The sequence below is a fragment of the Pseudoalteromonas sp. RB2-MNA-CIBAN-0110 genome (genome assembly GCF_040309305.1).
In the GTDB taxonomy this organism is placed as follows: Bacteria; Pseudomonadota; Gammaproteobacteria; order Enterobacterales; family Alteromonadaceae; genus Pseudoalteromonas; species Pseudoalteromonas arctica.
The window spans coordinates 1-252 of the sequence record NZ_JBEOOQ010000255.1 but is presented as its reverse complement, the minus strand read 5'-3'; the positions used below and the strand labels follow the sequence as shown (position 1 = coordinate 252).

The window sequence follows — 252 nt, the reverse complement described above, 5'->3', positions numbered from 1 at the left end:
ACTATAGGCTCTAAATAAAGTTAATACTTTTAAAATACCATGATAAATATCTTGCTCGGCAAGTGCACCGCTGAGCCTGCGGGCTTTAATATAAGGGGTCCAAAAACTAACTGTTAATTTAAGCGTGTGTGCAAGTTCGAGCGCATCTTGCTCGTTAATCGCAATCATTTCACTATCGCGTAAACCAAGTATTATTTTACGCACCTGTTCTAAAAGCTCTAGTTGAAAATCAATATAAGCCTGCTTTAGCTG

At 38.1% G+C, this 252-nt stretch carries 1 protein-coding gene; it reads right to left on the bottom strand.

Annotated elements, in window-relative coordinates:
- On the bottom strand, positions 1-252 hold a 252-nt coding region (locus AAEY68_RS21390; protein ID WP_350586863.1), incomplete at both ends, for a TetR/AcrR family transcriptional regulator.